This window comes from Shimia sediminis, assembly GCF_003990645.1.
GTDB classification, from domain to species: domain Bacteria; phylum Pseudomonadota; class Alphaproteobacteria; order Rhodobacterales; family Rhodobacteraceae; genus Shimia; species Shimia sediminis.
Window position 1 is genome coordinate 72,280 of record NZ_RYZK01000005.1, and the last position, 15,038, is coordinate 87,317.

The following is a 15,038-nucleotide window of genomic DNA, read 5'->3' on the forward strand; positions in this document are numbered from 1 at the left end:
CCCAAAGGAAGACACATATGCCAACCCATCTCTGGATGCAGGAAGAGCACCACGCTTTCGGCGACTCGGTGCGCCGGTTTTTCGAAGACGAATTCCAACCCCACCGCGATCAATGGAAGGACGACGGCCACGTGCCAAAATCTTTCTGGGAGAAATCCGCCGAAATCGGCATTCTCGGTGCCACCGTCCCCGAGGAATACGGCGGACTGGGCCTTAGCCGCCATTTCGACGCGGTCACCTTTCTGGAACAGGCCAAGATTGGCGATTCCGGTTGGGGTTTTTCGGTGCACAACATCGCCACCCACTATGTCACCGGATTTGGCACCGAGCAGCAAAAGCAAAAGTGGCTGCCGAAACTCGCCAGCGGTGAAATGGTCGCCGCCATTGCCATGACCGAACCGGGCACCGGCTCGGACCTGCAGGCGGTGAAGACCACCGCCATCAAGGACGGTAACGAATACCTCATCAACGGCTCCAAGACCTTTATCACCAATGGCGGCAGCGCTGATCTGATCGTTCTGGTGGCCAAGACCGACCCCACCTCGCGCAGCAAAGGCGTGTCCCTGATCATGATCGAAACCGAAGGCCTCGACGGCTTTTCGGTGGGTCGCAAGCTCGACAAGATGGGCATGAAGCGCAACGACACGGCCGAGTTGAGTTTTCAGGACGTGCGCGTGCCGCAAACCAACCTCTTGGGCGACGAAGAGGGCCAGGGTTTCTACCAATTGATGAAGCAGTTGCCCTGGGAACGCCTGATCCTTGGCTATTCGGCCCTTGGTGCCGCGCAATGTGCGCTGGACACAACGCTGGACTATGTGCGTGAACGCAAAGCCTTTGGCCAGCGCATCATGGACTTTCAGAACAGCCGCTTCAAACTGGCCGAGGCCGCCACCAAGATCGAACTGTTGGCGGCGTTTCTTGACCAATGCCTTGCCGAACTCGACCAGGGTCTCCTGACCCCGGAAAAGGCAGCGATGGCAAAATGGTGGGGCACGCAGGCACAATGCGACATCATTGATGAATGCCTGCAACTGCACGGCGGCTATGGCTACATGAACGAATACCTGATCTCGGAACTCTATACCGATGCGCGGGTGCAAAAGATTTACGGCGGGACCAACGAGATCATGAAAGAACTGATCGCCCGCTCTTTGGACAAGGACTGACCCCATGAGCAAACTCACCGGAAAAACCGCCTATGTCACCGGCGCAGGCAACGGCATCGGCCGCGCGGTCGCGCTGAAGCTCGCCGCTGAGGGTGCCTCGGTTGTGGTCAATGACCTCGAGGTCGATCCAGCTGTGGACGTGGTGAACGAGATCAAGGCCGCAGGCGGCAATGCCGTCGCCGTGCCGGGCAGCGTGACCGAAAAAGGCTTTGCCGAACGCTTCATCGGCACCGGGATTGAGACCTTTGGCGGCGTCGACATCATCGTCAACAACGCGGGCTACACGTGGGATTCGATGATCGGTCACATGACGGACGACATGTTCGACGCCATGATGGACGTGCACGTCAAAGCCCCCTTCCAGATCCTGCGCGCAGCGTCGGGCTTTATCAAAGGTGCCGCCAAGCAAGAAGCCGAAGAGGGCCGCGAAGTGTTCCGCAAGGTTGTGAACATCTCTTCTGTCGCGGGCCTTGGCGGTAACGTCGGCCAGGCCAATTATTCCTCTGCCAAGGCGGCTGTTGTCGGCCTTACCAAAACCATGGCCAAGGAATGGGGCCGCTCCAAGGTCTGCGTCAACTGCGTGGCATTCGGCTATATCGAAACCCGCCTGACCGAGGCCACGGATGAAAAGAAAACCATCACCGTGGATGGCAATGAGGTCGGCATCGGCATTCCAACCAAGGTTGCAGGTGGATTTGCCTCGATGGTGCCCATGGGCCGCGGCGGCACCCCGGAAGAGGCCGCAGGCGGGGTCTACATGTTCTGCATCCCGGAATCGAACTATGTCTCCGGTCAGGTGCTGACCGTTGGCGGCGGCTTCACCCTCGGCTAAGGAGACCCCCATGCTGAACGGCATTCGCGTCATCGAAATCGAAGGCCTTGGCCCGGGACCCTTTGCGGCCATGTTGCTCGCGGATCTCGGCGCGGATGTCATCACTATCCACCGCAAGGGCAAGGGCGGACAGGTCACCGCCGATGGCTCCGTGCTGGACCGGGGCAAGCGGAGCATTGCGCTGGACCTCAAGGACCCCGAAGACATTGCCACAGCCCGAAAACTGATTGCCAGTGCCGACGCGCTGATCGAAGGCTTCCGCCCCGGCGTGATGGAGCGGCTGGGTCTGGGGCCTAATGAGTGTCACGCCGCGAACCCGGCCCTCGTCTATGGCCGCATGACCGGCTGGGGCCAGACCGGCCCCCGTGCGGAAACGGCGGGCCACGACCTCAACTATATCGCCACCTCCGGGGCACTGCACTATGCCTCGGAACCCGGAACCCCGCCGATCACGCCCGCCACATTGGTCGGCGACATTGGTGGCGGCGCGCTGTACCTCGTGGTTGGCCTGCTTTCAGGTATCCTGAACGCCAGGGCCACCGGCAAGGGCACGGTCGTTGATGCTGCCATCGTTGATGGCTCGGCGCATATGATGACCCTGCTCATGGCGATCCGCCAGACCGGCATGTTGTCGATGGAGCGCGGGCGCAGCTTGCTGGACGGACCTCACTGGAGCCGCTCTTACGTCTGCGCCGATGGGGGCTATATGTCCGTGCAATGTCTCGAGCCGCAATTCTACGCCATCTTCATCGAGAAACTTGGCCTCAGCGACGATCCCGAGTTCCTGAAACAACACGACGCCTCGCTCTGGCCCAAACTGACCGCCCGGCTCGAGGATATCTTTCTTGCCGAGCCCCGCGCCCATTGGGCAGACCTGTTCGATGGCTCGGATGCCTGCGTTGCGCCGGTCCTGTCGCCGGTCGAGGCCAGCCACGCACCGCACATGCAGACGCGTGGCGTGTGGCAGTCCCCGGATGGCGTTCTGCAACCCGCACCGGCACCCCGGTTTGACGGGCACGCGGCCACACCTGGCAGGCCCTGCAAACGCGGAGAACACACAGCAGAAATTCTTGCCGAACTGGACGCAGGTTAATCGGCATCCTCCAGTGTCGTCACGACTTCGGACGCGTTCTCAAGCGTGCGATGCACGGGGCATTTGTCCGCAATTTCCAAGAGCTTCGCGCGCTGGGACTCGTCCAGCGGCCCTTCCAGGCGGATGCTGCGATGAAACCTGTCGATACGATCCCGCGTTGCCGTTTCGCTGTCCTGCGCATGCACCTTGTTGTGGCTGATATCGACTGAAACGCCGGTCAGCGGCCAACCTTTACGGCGCGCGTACATGCGAATGGTCATCGAGGTACAGGCCCCCAGCCCCGCTGACACCAACCCATAGGGCGTGAGCCCCTTGTTGGTGCCGCCATAGGCCACAGGCTCGTCCGCGTAAATGTGATGATCCGGCCCGGATTGCACATCCTGCAAGAACCCCTTGGGGTCAGCCTCGCGCACCCGCAGCACACCTTCGGGTGCTCCCGGTGGCGGTGCGGGCGGCGACAAGTCCACGTAGCGCGACAACCATGCGGCCATGACATCTGCCGCGTATTCTGCATCTTCGCCGCGCGAGATCAGGTGATCGGCGCTGTCCAGCGTGACAAAGCTCTTGGGGTGTTTCGCCGCAAGGAAAATCTGGCTGGCATTTTCCACCCCGACGATATTGTCCAGCGGTGCATGCATCACCAGCAAGGCGGCGTTCAGTCCGGCAATCGCCTCGGTCAGGGCCGCGCGCGAGACATCCTCGACAAACTCTTGCGAAATCGTAAACGGGCGGCCGCCCAGATTGACCTCGGCCCGGCCATCGCGGCGGATGTCCTCAAGTGCCTCGGCAAAGTTGTGGGTCACATGCTCCGGATCAAACGGTGCCCCAAGGGTGACAACCGCCTTGATCCCGGCAACCTGTCCCGCCGTCTTGAGCACGGCAGCCCCGCCCAAGGAATGGCCGATCAGGATCGACGGCGCCATGCCACGGTCGGCCAGATAGCTGGTGGCGGCGATCAGATCCTGAACGTTTGTGGAAAAAGAGGTGTTGGCGAACTCGCCCTCGGAATGGCCCAGCCCGGTAAAGTCAAACCGCAACACGGCAATCCCCATGCTCGACAGTCGCGCCGCAATGCGCCGGGCGGCTGGGATGTCCTTGGAGCAGGTAAAGCAATGGGCAAACAGCGCCGTGGCCAGAACCGGACCATTGGGCAGATCCAGCCGCGCCGCCAATTGATTGGCGTTGTGACCCGGAAAGGTGATGCGTTCAGTGGGCATAGAGGACACTCCAGTGGAATGTCCCGAGGGTGGGAGGCGTGGATGCAAAAGCCAAGCCCCATGACACTCAGATCACGCGGAGGTGACACAACGCGAGGCTTATTGCAAAAATGCAGTGCGACAACACCGACGTGATACCGACACGATACCGACGTGATACAGACCACAAAAAACGGGACCTCTCGGGTCCCGTTTTTCGGTTTCGAACTGTGCTCTGGAGCCGGTTACTTACCGCGCACCGTGTCGATCATCAGCTGCACGTTTTCCGGGTCGGCGTCCGGTGTAATCCCGTGACCGAGGTTGAAGATATGCGGGCCTTTGCCCAGCGCTTCGACAATATGGCGGGTTTCGTCTACCAGCGCCTGGCCGCCCGTAACCATATGAGAGGACTTGAGATTTCCCTGTACGCAGCCGTCCTTTTGCACATGTGCCGCCGCCCATTCCGGTGTCACACCGTCATCCAGCGCCACACAATCCGCGCCTGAAGCCTTGGCAAAGCCTTCGTAGCGTTCGCCCGCCCCGCGCGGGAACGCGATAATCGGCACATCCGGGTGACGCGCTTTCAACGCAGAAATGATTTTCTTTGCGGGTTCAAGGGCATAACGGTCAAAGTCCGCGCCATTCAACGATCCAGCCCAGCTGTCGAAAATCTTGACGGTTTCCGCACCGGCCTCAATCTGTTTTGACAGATAGTCGATGGTGCCCTCAGTCAGCAGATCAATTACCTGACCGAACAGCGCGGGGTTTTCGTCTTTCAATGCATGCGCGGGTCCCTGATCCGGCGTGCCACGACCCGCAATCATATAGGTCGCGACAGTCCAGGGTGCGCCGGCAAAGCCAATCAACGTGGTTTCCTTGGGCAACTCACGCGACAGGATGCGCACCGTTTCATAGACAGGGTTCAGGGTCTCGTGGATGTCATCCTTGCCCTTGAGCTTATCAAAGTCGGCCTGTGTTTGGATGGTTGACAGGCGCGGGCCTTCTCCGGTCACAAACCACAGATCAGCGCCCAGAGCCTGGGGCAGCAAGAGAATGTCAGCAAAGAGGATCGAGGCGTCAAACCCGTAGCGACGGATCGGTTGCAGGGTCACTTCGGCTGCCAATTCGCTGTTGTAGCAGAGCGACAGAAAGTCCCCGGCTTGAGCGCGGGTGGCACGGTACTCGGGCAGATAACGCCCAGCCTGGCGCATCATCCAGATCGGGGGCGTGTCCAGCGTTTCACCCGCCAGGGCCCGCATCATTTTCTTAGGTTCAGTCATGCTCCACCTCTTAGCTTCGGCCAATTCCCTCAGCGTTGACATGGGTCAAGGAAAGCGCGTGTCAAATCGGGCCTTGTCACCCGAACGAAACGCGGCCCCTGCCAGTACGGGAACAGGCCACTTGCCCGTGTCAGTCACGTGCCGGTGGCCGGATGTCAACCCTTCTGCGCTTGTCAGGCCAAGAAGTCAGGATTAGACCCGGAGATATGACAGTTACCCTGCCCTCCCCCGATTCACCCCTGCGTATTGGCACGCGCGGCTCGCCGCTGGCCTTGGCTCAGGCCTATGAGACCCGCCGCCGACTGGGGGCCGCTTTCGATCTGCCCGAGGCGGCATTCGAGATTGTCGTGATCAAGACCACCGGAGACGATGCGTCACTGATTGCCAAAGATCGCCCGCTGAAAGAAATCGGCAACAAGGGATTGTTCACCAAAGAAATTGAAGACGACCTTCTGTCCGGGGCCATCGACGTCGCGGTGCATTCGATGAAGGACATGCCGACGCTGCAGCCAGAGGGCCTGTTGCTCGACACCTATCTGCCCCGCGAGGATACACGCGATGCCTTTGTGTCGCCGGATGTCAAAACGCTTGCCGAGCTTCCCAAAGGCGCTGTTGTTGGCACATCGTCCTTGCGCCGTCGCGCGCAGCTGTTGAACTATCGCTCTGATCTCAATGTCGTTGAATTCCGTGGCAACGTTCAAACCCGTTTGAAAAAGCTGGGGGATAAAGTGGCGGACTGCACCTTTCTCGCCATGGCGGGCCTGAATCGTTTGGGCATGAGCGAAGTTGCCTCTTCGGCGATTGAGCCGGAAGAGATGCTTCCAGCCGTTGCCCAAGGGGCTATCGGGATCGAAAGACGCTCTGACGATGGCCGGACTGCCAACCTCTTGGCGGCGCTGCACGATCAGGAAACCGGGCAAAGGCTCGCGGCGGAACGTGCATTCCTGGCGGCACTGGATGGCTCCTGCGAAACGCCAATCGCTGCGCTGGCGGAACTCGACGGCGGCATCCTGCGCCTGCGGGGCGAAGTGCTGCGTCCTGACGGATCTGAGAGCATCAGCGAAGATCGCACTGCCCCGATCGAAGACGGCGCCGATCTGGGCCGCGATATGGCTGCCAGCCTGTTGGCCAAGGCGGGCCCAGGCTTTTTCTCCTGGCGCGCGTAGTCAAAAAAATCATGCCCCGCAAGGGGCGTGATCCTGCCCTAAAACCTCCACATTAAGATTTTAGTCAAAATGCAGACACCATGTGTGCGGTGTCTGTTTTTGAGTGCGAGTGAGAGGTGTTGCCATGGCAACCTGGTTACATTTGGGATCTGCTGCGGATGTTGATCCAACTGAGGGAAGCTATCTCAGCGAGAACGCGGCAAATTTAATCGGAACCTATTCCAACGCGGTTTTGTCCACGGTTGATGCCGTAGGGAATGATGCCAATGGCGATGGGTTGATTTCTGAAAACGATGTCTCAACCAATGGTGACACGATTTCGATTGATGGTGTGGCGCTGGTTCTGGACAGTATCCAGGCCTACAGCACCACGATTACCCGTGGTGACGGGACAACCTATAACACCACCGTCGGCGTTGCACAGATGGCAGATGGCAACCTGTATCTCATCCCGATCTCGGAAACCGATCTGGACTTCATGAACATTCAAAGCGTGGCTTTGACCTCTGTCGTAAATGCCAGCTTCAACGGGTTGTACACGACATCGGCGTCACGCTCGATCGACAACACTCGGGTCGTGTGTTTCGCGCGCGGCACCCGACTTGTCACACCCAAGGGGCCCGTTGATGTCGCTGATTTGAAGCGCGGAGATATGGTTCAGACGATGGACAACGGGCTTCAGCCTATTCGCTGGGTCGATGGACGTCGCGTGCGTGCCATAGGTAAATTGGCGCCGGTTCGGATCAGGAAAGACGCACTGGGCATGGGGGTTCCGTCCCGGGATCTCTTGGTGTCGCAACAGCACCGTATTCTGTTGCGTTCGAAACTGGCAATCCGCCATTTCGGCACCGCCGAGATTCTTGTACCAGCCAAGAAACTCGTCGATCTTTCGGGCATCGAGATCGTCGAAGATCTGGAATACATCGAGTACTTCCATTTCCTTTTGCCCCATCATGAGATTATCTTTGCCGAGAGCGCACCTGTGGAAAGTATGTACCTGGGACAAGAAACCCTGGTAACTGTCAGCCTAGAGGCGCGTGATGAAATATTCACCCTGTTTCCCGAATTGCATCAACCAGCCTATGTTCCTCGCGGCGCACGTCTTTTTGCTCCAAGTGGCAGCGCGCCCGGAAAATCGCTGCGGCAGTTTTTGCAAAAGGCCCTGCGTAACAATCGCAGCTTGCTTGAAGGTGGTCCGGCACCCGCACAGTGATCCTGCTTCTCGTGCAGCTCCACATGCATCCAGCCCTAAATTGAGCAGGAATTTCCCACAAAATGGAGGAATTCCCGCCCTTATTGCGCCATTTTTCCCTGCAACCCTTAAGGTAGAGTAAATGCCATGAGGGATGGACATGAACATTGCTGTTAACCAAAGAGCGGTTGGTCAAACCGCTGCAATGGCCAAAGCACGCGACGCGGCAGCGGGCGCATTTTCGATGCGCGAACGCGATGGATATTTTCGCCACACGTCGCGCAATGAAGCAGTTATCCGGTTTATCGGGATCGCAATTGTCTTAGGGGCCTTCGTCCAGTGGCTCACCCCCAATTCCAGCTTTGTCGGCGATGCCAATCTGGCCAAGACGGGCCTCTCGATTGCCTTTTCGACCATCGGCATTGCGATCTACACCCACGCCATGCGCGGCCACCGGATCGAGGTTGCATTCAACCCTCGCAAGATGGAGATCAACATCGCCAAACTGGATCGCCGGGATGGTGTTCGCTCAAAACGTACAATCCCGCTGCGCAACATCAAAAGCATCTATGTGCACAAAGGCGAAGGTATTGGTACGCCATCAAAAATGCGGATCAAGCTATATGACAGCCCGTCCGAAATCACGGCCGTTCGGGGAGCCTATGAAGAGATTGAACTGGCCCACAGGCAGCTTTGCCGCAGCATTCGGATCGCACAGGGCTGACCCTAAGTACGATTAACAGCAAAAGGGCGGGATCCCCCGCCCTTACTTCATTTCCAATGGGCCAAACTGCTTACACCCATTTCGCCAAAGGCGGCAGGCTCATCAGCACTGCATTGGCGTCGTGTCCGGTCTCAAGACCGAATTTGGTTCCGCGATCATAGACAAGGTTGTACTCGGCATAGAGACCTCGGTGCACAAGCTGTGCATCCTTGTCAGCCTCGGTAAATGACGCGGTGCGGCGCTTTTCAACCAATGGAACAAAGGCGGGCAGAAACGCCTGTCCGACGTCCTGGATAAAGGCAAAGTCCTGTTCCCAGTTTCCACTGTTGTAATCGTCCAGAAATATCCCGCCCACACCGCGGGCACGATTGCGATGCGGAACGAAAAAATACTCATCAGCCCAGGCCTTGAACCGTGGGTAGTGGGCGGTGTCGTGACGATCGCAGTGCAGCTTTTGCACGGCATGGAAGTGTGCGGTGTCTTCGTCGTACTCCAGACACGGGTTCAGGTCAGAGCCGCCGCCAAACCACCAGGCGTGCGGCGTCCAGAACATACGCGTGTTCATGTGCACTGCAGGGGCGTGCGGGTTGCGCATATGCGCCACAAGGGAAATGCCTGACGCCCAGAAGCGAGGATCATCTTTCATGCCGGGAATACCTTTGCGCGCAGCCATGGCCGCCTGTGCGCGCTCGCCCAATGCGCCGTAGACGGTCGAGATGTTGACGCCGACCTTTTCAAAAACACGCCCGCCCCGCATCACCGACATCAGCCCTCCGCCTGCATCGGACCCATCCGCGCTGGCGCGCTTGGTCTCGCTGATGTCGAACTGACCGGGCGCCATGTCCGAAAATGGGCCCTCTGAATGGCTGTGTTCAAGCCCTTCAAAGGCCGCAACAATCTGATCACGCAATTCGCGAAACCAGGCCGAAGCTCGGGTCTTTTCGGATTGCATCTGTTCCTGGCTCATGGGGCTCTCCCTATTTCGGACCGCAAATGCCTAGCAGGGTGCCCTGCCCCACACCAGAGACTTAACATCGCAGGTGTCAGTGCGCGGGTGCACCGACCGGATCCAACAGGGTGCGCCCCCCATCCAACGTCAAGACCTGCCCGGTCATGAAACCGGACCCTTCCGAGGCCAGATACTGCACCGCATCGGCCAGCTCGCCAGGGGCCGCAATCCGGCCCATAGGCGTTTTGGCTTCAATCTGCTGGCGATACTCGGCGTTTTCCTTCAGCACCTCTTGCAGGCTCGCCGACATCACCGACCCAAACGCAACGGCGTTCACACGAATACGGTGCGGAGCCAGCGCCACAGCCAGTGACCGCGTCATTTGGTCGACCGCTGCTGTTGAGATGGAAAACGCCATCAGGTCGGGATGGGTGCGGCGGGACGCGATGGACGAGAGGTTCACGATCGAACCGACCTGACCCTCTTCCTGGCCCTCAGCCTGTTTGATCATGCGCTTGGCAACATATTGCGACAGGCGCAGAGACGTCATGAGGTTCTGGTTCATCATGGTCTCGACGGCGCGGTCTTCGGGGTCCAGCACGTCCGAATGGATCACCTGTCTGCAGCCATTGACCAGAATGTCCACGTTTTCAAACGCGTCAATGGTCGCCGAAAGCAGGTTCGCAATGGTCAGGCGCTCGCGCAGGTCGCCGGCAAAATAGCGGACGTTTGAGTCGTCAGTATTCTCTCCGACCTCATCAATCAGGCGGCTCTCGTCCATATCCGCGAACATGACATTGGCCCCATGATCTGCAAAATGGCGCGCCACAGCGAGGCCGATGCCATTGGCGGCCCCGGTTACGATGGCGGTTTTACCGGCAATCGAAAATGACATGAAACTTCCCCATTGATTCTTGCCGCAGGATACGCGGTCTTATCCGCGCGTGCGAGCGGGCCGTGTGGCATGTAGAATTTTGAACCGATTGTCGCCGGCCACTTCTTCAACTTGCCCAAACCGTGCTTTGAGCGTGGTCTCGTAGGGAAGGTGTCGATTGGCCACCATCCAGAGCTGCCCCGAGGGTGCGATCATACGCGCCGCGGCCTCGATAAAGGCCACACCCAGCGCGGGCTCGGCGCTGCGACCAGAGTGGAACGGGGGGTTCATCACCACCGTATCCATGCGCGCGCGCGGTTCCCAGCTGAGGACATCGGCCCAATGAAACTTGGCCCGTGTATCCTCGATATTGCGTTCGGCGCAATTCAAGGCAATGCGATCTGCCTCGACCAGAAACAGCGTTTCAACACCTGGCCGCTTCAGCACCTCGGCCGACAGGTATCCCCAACCAGCCCCCAAATCAGCCACGTTGCGACCCAGTTTTTGCGGCAACGCAGCCGCCAGGGCGGCTGAGGCCGGATCAATTCCATCTGCCGAAAAAACCCCAGCGCTGGTTAGAAATCCGGCTTCGATTTCTTGTACATCTGGCGCGCGCCAATCGGAAAAGTCTCCGCCCTTGAACCAGAACAGCTTGCCATGCGCCTTTGAGATCGTTCCCAACAGCTCTGTGCGTTTCCGGCACGCTTTAAGCATGCTGTCTGCGCCGTCGGTCTTTTGTCCGTCTACGACGACAAGATCAGCACAGGCCGCGGCACGGGCGATCAGATCGCGGGCCTGCGCCTTGGCCCTTGGGAGGCAAACCAAAGCCACCGAATACTGTCCGTCCTCACTGACGGAACAGGGATAGCCTGCGCGCAGAAACGCCTGATGGTCGGGGTACAGCGGCTGAATCACCTCGACCCGCTCACGTGGCAGCGCCGACAAATCTTGCCCAACACGGGCCGCAAAAACGCCAATACGGCCATCAACAGGCAACTCCAGGCCATTGCCTTCAACGGCGAGGGATAAACGGGATTGGGACATATCGGATGCGATGACGGCTCAGATAAGAGCGGTCATTCCTTTTCCATTGTGCATTGCAGCGGGTGCTGATGACGACGGGCAAAATCCATCACCTGAGTCACCTTGGTTTCGGCAATCTCATGGCTGAAGACACCGACAACGGCAACGCCTTTCTTGTGCACGGTCAACATGATCTCGAACGCCTGCGCATGTGTCAGGCCAAAGAACCGCTCAAGAATATGCACGACAAATTCCATGGGCGTGTAATCATCATTCAGCAGCAACACCTTATACAACGGCGGGCGCTTGGTGCGCGCACGTGTTTGCACCGCAACGCCAACATCGCTGTCGTCGTCATTGTCTGCCGTCATTTGCCAAGGGTGCTGGATCATGGGGGTCAATGGATTCCGGATATTGCCTAGGACGGTTTATATAACCTGTCTTCAGGGTTAGAAAAGAGCTTGAGGCGACATTATCGGGACGCATTCATGGCAAAGCACTTAACAACCATCGGTTTTGATGCCGATGACACGCTGTGGCACAACGAGCGTTTCTTTCGCATCACCCAGGAACGCTTTGCCGAGCTGCTGGCTGATTTCGCACCACAGGACCATCTGGAAGACCGGCTTTTAGAGGCGGAAAAGCGCAATGTTGGGCACTATGGCTTTGGCATCAAAGGTTTTGTTTTGTCTATGATCGAGACCGCCATCGAAGTGACCGAAGAAAAGGTGCCCGCGACGGTGATTGGCGAGTTGATGGCGGCAGGTCGTGACATGCTGGAGCACCCGATTGAGCTGTTGCCACACGCCCGCGAGGTGATTGAGTCGCTTGCCCCTACGCACCATCTGGTTTTGATCACCAAGGGCGATCTCTTGGATCAGGAGCGCAAGCTGGCGCAATCGGGTCTTGGTGAAATGTTCGACTGGGTCGAGATCGTTTCTCACAAAACGCCGGAAATTTATGACCGTACTTTCCAGCGGCACGGTGACGGAGCTGACCGCGCCATGATGGTTGGCAACTCCATGCGCTCGGATGTCGTGCCTGCGATCGAAGCAGGCAGCTGGGGTGTCTACGTGCCACACGGGCTGGTCTGGGAGTTGGAAAAAGCCGAAAAACCGGCTTCCCATTCACGTTACGCGGAAATCGAAAGCCTCGAAGGGCTGCCTGATCTCGTGAACGTGATCGGCTGATCCCCGCCACATTCCCGCCACAATCGCCGGTCTTGGGGCCAAACAAACAAGGTCCGCAACATGTAGGTTGTCGCCTCTGCCACATCTGGCAAAGCCTCTGAAATCTTGGACTTTATTCGCGCCCGACCCTGTGCTAGCCTGCAGGCAACAAATGATCCGACCGGGACAACCCGGCGGGCTTGAGGCAGAAAAGGCAGTATCCACGTGAAGGATCGGCAAACCAGGCCGGCCCGTCTGGGGCTATATGTTCTGACAGCGATTTGGCTGTTGGTGCTCGTACCGCTATCCGCCGCCGCGGCACCTTATGCAGCGATGGTGGTTGATGCGCGGTCTGGCGAAGTTTTGCATTCACGCAACGCGGACACGCGATTGCACCCCGCATCGCTCACCAAAATGATGACGCTCTACATCGCGTTTGAGGCAGTGCGGAATGGCGAGATCACGCTTGATACCAAGGTGCGCATTTCCAAGAACGCCGCCGCAGAACCCCCATCAAAGCTTGGTCTCAAGTCCGGCCAGCGCATTGCGCTGCGCTACCTCATTCGTGCCGCTGCCGTGAAATCCGCCAATGACGCCGCCACGGCCATCGGCGAAGCCATCTCGGGATCCGAAGCCGCATTTGCCCGCCGCATGAACCGCACGGCGCGGGCGCTTGGCATGACCAACACGACGTTCAAGAACGCCCACGGGCTGACCGAATCGGGGCATTTGTCGACCGCACGGGACATGACCACCCTTGGGCGTCACCTGCTTTATGACTATCCGCAGTATTATAATCTGTTCTCACGCCGCTCGACTGACGCGGGCATCACGACCGTTTCCAACACCAACCGCAAACTTCTGGCGGCCTACAGGGGGGCCGACGGCATCAAAACGGGATACACCCGTGCGGCAGGTTTCAACCTCGTGGCTTCGGCAGAGCGGGGTAATGAACGCATCATCGCAACGGTGTTTGGCGGACGCTCGACAGCCTCGCGCAATGCCAAGGTCGCCGAGCTTCTGGACCTCGGCTTTCGTCGTGCCCCCAGCCGCGTCGCCCTGAGCAAACCGCAACCTCCGAGCTATGCAGGGAATGGCGCAGCAGGAAAAACAGTACGTGTGAGCGGAGCCGTAAAAACAAGCTTGCGACCGCGCCTGCGACCCCGCGTGATGGAGCCAGAGTCGCAGCCTGTTGTCGTTGCTTCGGCCAAGGTGATCGAAGTCGACATTCAGAACGCCCTAATCCAGGCACAGGTCGAAGGTCCGGTTGAAAGCGATACAAGCATCGATTTGACCGCTGAAGCCAAAGTGCCGGAAACGCCGCAGGTCGTAACCCGCGTGTCAACGTCAGGCGGGCGTCATTGGGGTATCAACGTGGGCCGCTACACCAGTAGATATGCGGCCGAGAAAGTGCTGCTCAAAACGGCGCTGGCCGAAATGTCGACGCTGGACGGTTCTCTGCGCAAGGTGGTGAAGAACTCGCGCGGTTACGAAGCCAACTTCGTCGGCCTGTCCCGCGAAACCGCAGATCTTGCCTGTCGTCGTCTGCAAGCCCGCCAGATCGCCTGCTACACGATCGGACCCTCCTGACGCTTGCACGTTGCGGTGCGCTGGTTCAAGAATACCGGCATGGAGAATCTTGTACTGCCCGCCCCCGCCCCCGTTTTGCTGCCGGTTTCCGGTAGCGACGGACTGTTTCCGGTCCGCCGTATCTTTTGCGTCGGACGCAACTATGCCGAACACGCCCGCGAAATGGGATTGGATCCGGAAAAGAAGAAGCCATTCTTTTTTAACAAACCCGTAGACACTGCCATTCCCTCGGGACGCACCATTCCGTTCCCCGTGGCGACGGAAAACCTGCATCACGAGGCAGAGCTTGTCGTGGCGATCGGCACAGGCGGTATGGATATTGCGCCCGAAGACACTGCGACCCACATCTGGGGGTACGCCGCAGGCAATGACCTGACGCGCCGCGACTTGCAGGCGCAGGCCAAGGAAGATCGCCGTCCCTGGTGCATGGCCAAGGGCTTTGACAACTCGGCTGTCATTGGCCCTTTGAAACCGGCGACTGAGTGCGGCGACATGACTCGCGGTGCCATTCGTTGCCACGTCGGCGATGATGTGCGTCAGGACGGAGACCTCAGCGAGATGATCTGGCCGACCGCTAACATCATCTCTTTTCTGTCCGGCCTTGTTACCCTGCAACCCGGCGATCTCATCATGACGGGCACCCCAGCAGGCGTCGGCCAATTGCATGCAGGCGAAACCTGTACGATTTCAATCGACGGGCTGGACTCTGCAACGGTCACACTCGCCTGACCGCTGCCTTCATTTCTTTGCAATTACACCGGTCCTAGCCCCGGCTCTCAGGCAT

15 protein-coding genes are annotated in these 15,038 nt (G+C 58.8%); 9 read left to right on the forward strand and 6 right to left on the reverse strand.

The features are described from left to right. Nucleotides 1–17: 17 nt before the first annotated feature. Genes EK369_RS12400 through EK369_RS12410 form a run of 3 tightly spaced genes read left to right on the forward strand, consistent with a single transcriptional unit; the run spans nt 18 to nt 3,091 of the window. Nucleotides 18–1,166 carry an acyl-CoA dehydrogenase family protein gene (locus EK369_RS12400; protein ID WP_127114578.1) on the forward strand — a complete coding sequence of 383 codons (1,149 nt, stop codon included), beginning with the start codon at nt 18–20 and terminating at the stop codon, nt 1,164–1,166. Between the two features lie 4 nt (nt 1,167–1,170). Then, nucleotides 1,171–1,998, forward strand: coding sequence for an SDR family NAD(P)-dependent oxidoreductase (locus tag EK369_RS12405; RefSeq protein WP_127114579.1), 828 nt, complete (start codon nt 1,171–1,173; stop codon nt 1,996–1,998). A gap of 10 nt (nt 1,999–2,008) precedes the next feature. Continuing rightward, on the forward strand, nt 2,009–3,091 hold the full coding sequence (locus tag EK369_RS12410; RefSeq protein WP_127114580.1) for a CaiB/BaiF CoA transferase family protein: 1,083 nt from the start codon (nt 2,009–2,011) through the stop codon (nt 3,089–3,091). Here EK369_RS12410 and EK369_RS12415 read toward each other — a convergent pair. Both EK369_RS12415 and hemE read right to left on the reverse strand, forming a co-directional pair. Further along, complete coding sequence (locus EK369_RS12415; protein ID WP_127114581.1) at nt 3,088–4,308, reverse strand: bifunctional alpha/beta hydrolase/OsmC family protein; 1,221 nt, start codon at nt 4,306–4,308, stop codon at nt 3,088–3,090. The two genes, EK369_RS12410 and EK369_RS12415, sit on opposite strands and share 4 nt — an antisense overlap. Before the next feature lie 224 nt (nt 4,309–4,532). Continuing rightward, a complete protein-coding gene (gene hemE, locus EK369_RS12420) occupies nt 4,533–5,567 on the reverse strand; it encodes a uroporphyrinogen decarboxylase (protein ID WP_127114582.1) in 1,035 nt (344 codons plus the stop codon). Nucleotides 5,568–5,773: 206 nt separating this feature from the next. Between hemE and hemC the strand changes: the two genes are divergently transcribed. The 3 genes from hemC to EK369_RS12435 all read left to right on the forward strand — a co-directional run bounded on the left by hemC (nt 5,774) and on the right by EK369_RS12435 (nt 8,649). Beyond that, nucleotides 5,774–6,733 (forward strand): hydroxymethylbilane synthase, encoded by a 960-nt coding sequence (hemC, locus tag EK369_RS12425; RefSeq protein WP_127114583.1) that lies wholly within the window; start codon nt 5,774–5,776, stop codon nt 6,731–6,733. Between the two features lie 124 nt (nt 6,734–6,857). Beyond that, nucleotides 6,858–7,946 (forward strand): Hint domain-containing protein, encoded by a 1,089-nt coding sequence (locus tag EK369_RS12430; RefSeq protein ID WP_127114584.1) that lies wholly within the window; start codon nt 6,858–6,860, stop codon nt 7,944–7,946. A gap of 139 nt (nt 7,947–8,085) precedes the next feature. After that, the gene (locus tag EK369_RS12435; RefSeq protein ID WP_127114585.1) at nt 8,086–8,649 is read left to right on the forward strand and encodes a hypothetical protein; all 564 of its coding nucleotides are present in this window, start codon (nt 8,086–8,088) and stop codon (nt 8,647–8,649) included. A 70-nt stretch (nt 8,650–8,719) separates the two neighbouring features. On the opposite strand, the gene hemF is transcribed toward EK369_RS12435, so the two are convergent. The 4 genes from hemF to clpS all read right to left on the reverse strand — a co-directional run bounded on the left by hemF (nt 8,720) and on the right by clpS (nt 11,887). Then, complete coding sequence (gene hemF / locus EK369_RS12440) at nt 8,720–9,616, reverse strand: oxygen-dependent coproporphyrinogen oxidase (protein ID WP_127114586.1); 897 nt, start codon at nt 9,614–9,616, stop codon at nt 8,720–8,722. A gap of 76 nt (nt 9,617–9,692) precedes the next feature. Next, nucleotides 9,693–10,493: an SDR family NAD(P)-dependent oxidoreductase gene (locus tag EK369_RS12445; RefSeq protein ID WP_127114587.1), complete on the reverse strand. Its 801-nt coding sequence runs from the start codon at nt 10,491–10,493 to the stop codon at nt 9,693–9,695. Between the two features lie 39 nt (nt 10,494–10,532). Continuing rightward, nucleotides 10,533–11,516: a class I SAM-dependent methyltransferase gene (locus tag EK369_RS12450; protein WP_127114588.1), complete on the reverse strand. Its 984-nt coding sequence runs from the start codon at nt 11,514–11,516 to the stop codon at nt 10,533–10,535. Nucleotides 11,517–11,548: 32 nt separating this feature from the next. Then, nucleotides 11,549–11,887: an ATP-dependent Clp protease adapter ClpS gene (clpS, locus tag EK369_RS12455; protein WP_127114589.1), complete on the reverse strand. Its 339-nt coding sequence runs from the start codon at nt 11,885–11,887 to the stop codon at nt 11,549–11,551. A gap of 96 nt (nt 11,888–11,983) precedes the next feature. Between clpS and EK369_RS12460 the strand changes: the two genes are divergently transcribed. The 3 genes from EK369_RS12460 to EK369_RS12470 all read left to right on the forward strand — a co-directional run bounded on the left by EK369_RS12460 (nt 11,984) and on the right by EK369_RS12470 (nt 14,983). Beyond that, on the forward strand, nt 11,984–12,685 hold the full coding sequence (locus EK369_RS12460; protein WP_127114590.1) for an HAD family hydrolase: 702 nt from the start codon (nt 11,984–11,986) through the stop codon (nt 12,683–12,685). A gap of 204 nt (nt 12,686–12,889) precedes the next feature. Next, nucleotides 12,890–14,254, forward strand: coding sequence for a D-alanyl-D-alanine carboxypeptidase family protein (locus EK369_RS12465; protein WP_235871417.1), 1,365 nt, complete (start codon nt 12,890–12,892; stop codon nt 14,252–14,254). Nucleotides 14,255–14,293: 39 nt separating this feature from the next. Continuing rightward, nucleotides 14,294–14,983, forward strand: coding sequence for a fumarylacetoacetate hydrolase family protein (locus tag EK369_RS12470; protein WP_127114591.1), 690 nt, complete (start codon nt 14,294–14,296; stop codon nt 14,981–14,983). Nucleotides 14,984–15,038: the final 55 nt, after the last annotated feature.

What these genes read in the sequence shown, in the direction of transcription:
- EK369_RS12400 (WP_127114578.1), top strand. Translation starts at nt 18, where the DNA reads ATGCCAACCCATCTCTGGATGCAGGAAGAGCACCACGCTTTCGGCGAC.
- EK369_RS12405 (WP_127114579.1), top strand. Translation starts at nt 1,171, where the DNA reads ATGAGCAAACTCACCGGAAAAACCGCCTATGTCACCGGCGCAGGCAAC.
- EK369_RS12410 (WP_127114580.1), top strand. Translation starts at nt 2,009, where the DNA reads ATGCTGAACGGCATTCGCGTCATCGAAATCGAAGGCCTTGGCCCGGGA.
- EK369_RS12415 (WP_127114581.1), bottom strand. Translation starts at nt 4,308, where the DNA reads ATGCCCACTGAACGCATCACCTTTCCGGGTCACAACGCCAATCAATTG.
- hemE (WP_127114582.1), bottom strand. Translation starts at nt 5,567, where the DNA reads ATGACTGAACCTAAGAAAATGATGCGGGCCCTGGCGGGTGAAACGCTG.
- hemC (WP_127114583.1), top strand. Translation starts at nt 5,774, where the DNA reads ATGACAGTTACCCTGCCCTCCCCCGATTCACCCCTGCGTATTGGCACG.
- EK369_RS12430 (WP_127114584.1), top strand. Translation starts at nt 6,858, where the DNA reads ATGGCAACCTGGTTACATTTGGGATCTGCTGCGGATGTTGATCCAACT.
- EK369_RS12435 (WP_127114585.1), top strand. Translation starts at nt 8,086, where the DNA reads ATGAACATTGCTGTTAACCAAAGAGCGGTTGGTCAAACCGCTGCAATG.
- hemF (WP_127114586.1), bottom strand. Translation starts at nt 9,616, where the DNA reads ATGAGCCAGGAACAGATGCAATCCGAAAAGACCCGAGCTTCGGCCTGG.
- EK369_RS12445 (WP_127114587.1), bottom strand. Translation starts at nt 10,493, where the DNA reads ATGTCATTTTCGATTGCCGGTAAAACCGCCATCGTAACCGGGGCCGCC.
- EK369_RS12450 (WP_127114588.1), bottom strand. Translation starts at nt 11,516, where the DNA reads ATGTCCCAATCCCGTTTATCCCTCGCCGTTGAAGGCAATGGCCTGGAG.
- clpS (WP_127114589.1), bottom strand. Translation starts at nt 11,887, where the DNA reads ATGATCCAGCACCCTTGGCAAATGACGGCAGACAATGACGACGACAGC.
- EK369_RS12460 (WP_127114590.1), top strand. Translation starts at nt 11,984, where the DNA reads ATGGCAAAGCACTTAACAACCATCGGTTTTGATGCCGATGACACGCTG.
- EK369_RS12470 (WP_127114591.1), top strand. Translation starts at nt 14,294, where the DNA reads ATGGAGAATCTTGTACTGCCCGCCCCCGCCCCCGTTTTGCTGCCGGTT.